3 protein-coding genes and 1 pseudogene are annotated in these 4,042 nt (G+C 76.6%); all 4 read right to left on the bottom strand.

All coding sequences use genetic code 11. The annotated features are described in order from the left end of the window. Positions 1–81: 81 nt before the first annotated feature. Positions 82–894: an ECF transporter S component gene (locus tag B1205_RS13185; protein ID WP_089155901.1), complete on the bottom strand. Its 813-nt coding sequence runs from the start codon at positions 892–894 to the stop codon at positions 82–84. A 76-nt stretch (positions 895–970) separates the two neighbouring features. Next, the gene (locus tag B1205_RS13180; RefSeq protein ID WP_089155900.1) at positions 971–2,644 is read right to left on the bottom strand and encodes an ABC transporter ATP-binding protein; all 1,674 of its coding nucleotides are present in this window, start codon (positions 2,642–2,644) and stop codon (positions 971–973) included. Then, positions 2,641–3,735: an energy-coupling factor transporter transmembrane protein EcfT gene (locus tag B1205_RS13175; protein WP_254909906.1), complete on the bottom strand. Its 1,095-nt coding sequence runs from the start codon at positions 3,733–3,735 to the stop codon at positions 2,641–2,643. The genes B1205_RS13180 and B1205_RS13175 overlap by 4 nt, the downstream gene beginning before the upstream one ends. Next, a pseudogene (locus tag B1205_RS31375) lies at positions 3,728–4,042 on the bottom strand (hypothetical protein); the annotation flags it as partial. The gene B1205_RS13175 and the pseudogene B1205_RS31375, both read right to left, overlap by 8 nt.

Here is a 4,042-nt window from a genome sequence, read left to right as displayed (position 1 = left end):
GGTGCCGCACACCACCGACGCGGTCGCGCCGGCACCGGCGCGACCCGGACGGGAATGATCACTATAGATGCGTGTGCTGCCTCAGCGGAACGGTTGCTCGGGTGCGGCGAACGTGACCGGCGCGTCGAACGCCGCCCGCCTCGCGGCCCGGCGCAGCGCGGCGAGCACCGCGGGGCCGACCAGCACGATCGCCACCGCGGTGGTGACCGCCCGCCCGGTGTCCCAGCCGAACGTGGAGGTGACGGCGGTGAAGACGGCGAAGCGGTGCAGGTTCTCCAGCACCGGCGCACCGGCCACGTAGGACAGTTGAGTGTCCGCGCCGAGGCTGAACGGCCAGAACCACAGGTTCATCAGCAGGCCGTAGCCGTAGGCGGCGAGCGCGCCGTAGACGGCCAGGACGGCGGTCTCCGCGCGGCCCCGAAGCCCGGTCGGAAGCAGGCCGGCGCCGAGCCCGATCCAGGACGCGCAGAGCATCTGGAACGGTAGCCACGGCCCCACGCCCGCGGTGAGCAGCGCGGACGCGAACAGCGACGTCGAGCCGAGCAGGAACCCGAAACCGGGCCCGAACACCCGACCGGCGAGGACGAGCAGGAAGAAGACCGTCTCGATGCCGGCGGTGCCGGCCCCCAACGGCCGCAGCGCGGCGTTGACGGCGGCGAGCACGCCGAGCATCGCCAGGGCCTTGCTGTCGATGCCGCCGGAGCTGAGTTCGGCCAGCACCAGCGCCACCAGCACCGGCAGCATGACCAGGAAGACCAGCGGCGCCTCGCCGGTGCGGGCCGTCGACTCCGGGTGCGCCGGGACGAAGAACGGCCAGGTGAACGTGGCCAGCGCGGCGACCGAGGCGAGCGCGAGCACCACGGCGGTGCGCGGCGCGACCCGCAGCACGCTCATGCCGGCACTCCGCTTCGCTGCGTGCCGCCATGAGGCACCGTCGCGCTGAGCTTGCCGATTCGCTCGCTGCGCTCGCTCATGCCGGCTCCAGCGCGGCGGTGAGCTGCTCGACGGTCAGCCACGGCGCCGGGGCGAGGACCTTCGCCACCTGCGGCGCGAACGCGGGCGAGGCCAGCATGATCTCCGCCGTGCTGCCGTCGGCGACCACCTCGCCCTCGGCGAGCACCACCACCCGGTCGGCGAGCGTCGCGACGAGTTCGACGTCGTGGGTGGCGAGCACCACCGCGTGGCCGGCGGCGGCCAGCTCCCGCACCACGGCGGTGAACTGCCGTTTCGCCTGGTAGTCCAGGCCCCGGGTCGGCTCGTCCAGCAGGATCACCGGGGGCGCGGCGGTGAGCTGCACGGCGAGCGCGAGGGCGAGGCGTTGCCCCTCGGACAGGTCCCGGGGATGCCGGTCGCCGGGCAGGCCGGGGGTGAGCTGGTCCAGCAGGGCGCGGCAGGTGCCGGCCGGCGCGTCGGTCTCCCGATCGGCCTGCCCGCACTCGGCGTCCACGGTCTCCAGGTAGAGCAGGTCGCCCGGGGTCTGCGGGACCAGCCCGACGTAGCGACGGGCCCGCCCGGCCGGCAGCGCACCCGGGTCCACCGGGCCGCCCGCGCGGACCGGGCCGGCGGGGCCGCCCGCGCGGACCGGGCCGACCGCGCCGGGCGGGCCGGTGACGGTCACCGTGCCGCCCTGCCGGGGGCCGCTGCCCTGCACCGCCCAGAGCAGGCTGGACTTGCCGGAGCCGTTGCGGCCCATCAGCGCGACCACCCGGCCGGCGTGCAGGTCCAGGTCGACGCCGGCCACGGCCACCGTGCCGGGATACCGGACGACGATCCGTCGCGCGGTCAGCACCGCGTCGGTGTCCGGCGCGGGCGCGGGTGCGGGCGGCGTCACCCCGGCGAGCCGCCGGTGCAGGTCGCCGGCCCGCCGCCGGGCGTCGCGTACGGACAGCGGCAGCGGCGTCCAGCCGGCGAGTCGGCCCAACTGGACCAGCGGTGGCGCGAGGTCGACGCCGGCGAGCACGTCCGCCGGTGTCCCGTCGACCACCCGGCCGTCGCCGGGCAGGTAGAGCAGGCGGTCGGCGTACTGCACGACCCGCTCCAACCGGTGCTCGGCCAGCACCACGGTCACGCCCAGATCGTGCACCAGCCGGGTCACCGCGGCCAGCACCTCCTCGGCGGCGGTCGGGTCGAGCGCGGAGGTGGGTTCGTCGAGCACCAGCACCTGGGGATGGCTGGTGAGCACGGCGCCGATGGCGACCCGCTGCTGCTGCCCGCCGGAGAGCGTCCGCAGCGCCCGGCCGCGCAGCTCGGCGATGCCGAGCAGGTCGAGCGTCTCCTCCACCCGCTTGCGCATGGCCGCCGGGGACAGCGCGAGCTGTTCCATGCCGTACGCCAGTTCCTCCTCGACGGTGTCGGTCACGAAGCCGGCCAGCGGGTCCTGGCCGACCACGCCGACGGTGTCGGCGAGGTCCCGCGGTGGGTACCGCCGGGTGTCCCGGCCGTCGACGGCGACCGTGCCGTGCAGCGTGCCGCCGGTGAAGTGCGGCACCAGTCCGTTGATCGCGCGCAGCAGCGTCGACTTGCCCGCGCCGGTGCGGCCGGCGACCAGGCACAGCTCGCCCTCCTCGATCCGCAGCGTCACGTCCCGCAGCGGCGGCGGACCACCGTCGGCGTAGCGGACGGTGACCCGGTCGAACGTGATCACGGGCGGCCTCCGGTGGACGGGACGGTACGCGGCGGTGGCGGCGCCAGCCAGGCCGGCGCGGCGGCGACCGCCACCGCGAGCACCGCCAGCGGGGTCAGTTCGGGCCAGGTGAGCGGGCTGACCGGCGGATAGAGCAGCGCCGGATCGACCCGCCCGGCCAGCACCATGAGGGCGGCGGTGGCGACACCGGCGCCGGCCACCAGCAGCTCGGCGGGGCGCCAGCGGTCCGGCCGGTAGCGGCTGCGGCGGACCCGGCGACCGGCCAGCAGCATCCCGGTCACGGCCGTGGCCAGCCCGGCGAGCAGCATCGGCAGCCCGAGCGAACCGGGGCCGGTGCCGTCGAGCAGCCCGTACGTGCCGGCGCAGACGCCGACCAGCCCGCCGAGCACCAGTGCGCCGGTGACCGCGCGGTGTCCGGCCGGGACCGCCTCGGTCCGGCCGTACCCCCGGGAGTCCATCGCGGCGGCCAGGGCCAGGGACCGGTCCAGGGCATCGGCCAGCACCGGTAGCGCGATGCCCCGCAGCGCCCGCAGGCCGTGCCCGGACGCGCCGCGCAGCCGCCGCGCGCGGCGCACCCGCAGCACGCTCTCGACCAGTTGCGGCGCCACCGACAGCGCGACCACCACCGCGGTGCCCACCGCGTACAAGGCACCGGGTACGGCCTTGAGCAGCCGCTTCGGGTTGGCCAGCGCGTTGGCGGCGCCGAGGCAGACCAGCATGGTGGCCAGGCGTAACCCGTCGTAGAAGCCGCCGAGGACCTGCTCGGCGGCGACCGGCCCGAGCAGCCGGATGCCGGCCGCCCAGGCGGGCAGCGGGATCTCCGGCAGCCGGATCAGCACATGCTCGCCCTGCCCGCCGCCGAAGACGATCCGGAACAGCACCCGCATCGCCACGATCACCGCGCCCAGCCACACGTACATGCGGAACGCCAGCGCCCACGGGGCGTCGCCGCGCCGCCGGACGACCACCAGCGCGGCCGTCGCGACGAGCAACCCCAACGGCAGCGGGTTGGTGGTGTGGCTGGCGGCGGTGGCCAGGCCGAGCGCCCACAGCCACCANGGCGCGACCGCGGTGGCCGTGCGGTCAGTCATCGAGGCGGAACGGGTCGTCCGGGGCGGCGGAACGCCGTCGCCGGGCGGCGACCAGACCGCCGACGACCAGCGCGGCCAGCAGCGCCACCCCGGCCAGCGTGCCCAGCGGCGGCCCCCCGCCGGGATCGTCGTCGCGGGCGGCGACCTCGGTCACCACCGGCCCGTCGCCCGGACCGTCGTCCGGCCCGGAAGGTGATGCCGCCGGGGCCGGCGGGCCGGATGCGGGAGCACTCGACGACGCACCGGCGGACGGCAGGCCGGGCGCGGTCGTACCTGGTGCGCCGACGGCCGGTGGCGGCGCGGCGGG

It is taken from the genome of Micromonospora sp. NBS 11-29 (assembly GCF_002140155.1).
In the GTDB taxonomy this organism is placed as follows: domain Bacteria; phylum Actinomycetota; class Actinomycetes; order Mycobacteriales; family Micromonosporaceae; genus Micromonospora.
Note: the sequence above shows the minus strand (reverse complement) of the source record. Positions and strands in the feature narration are given on the sequence as shown.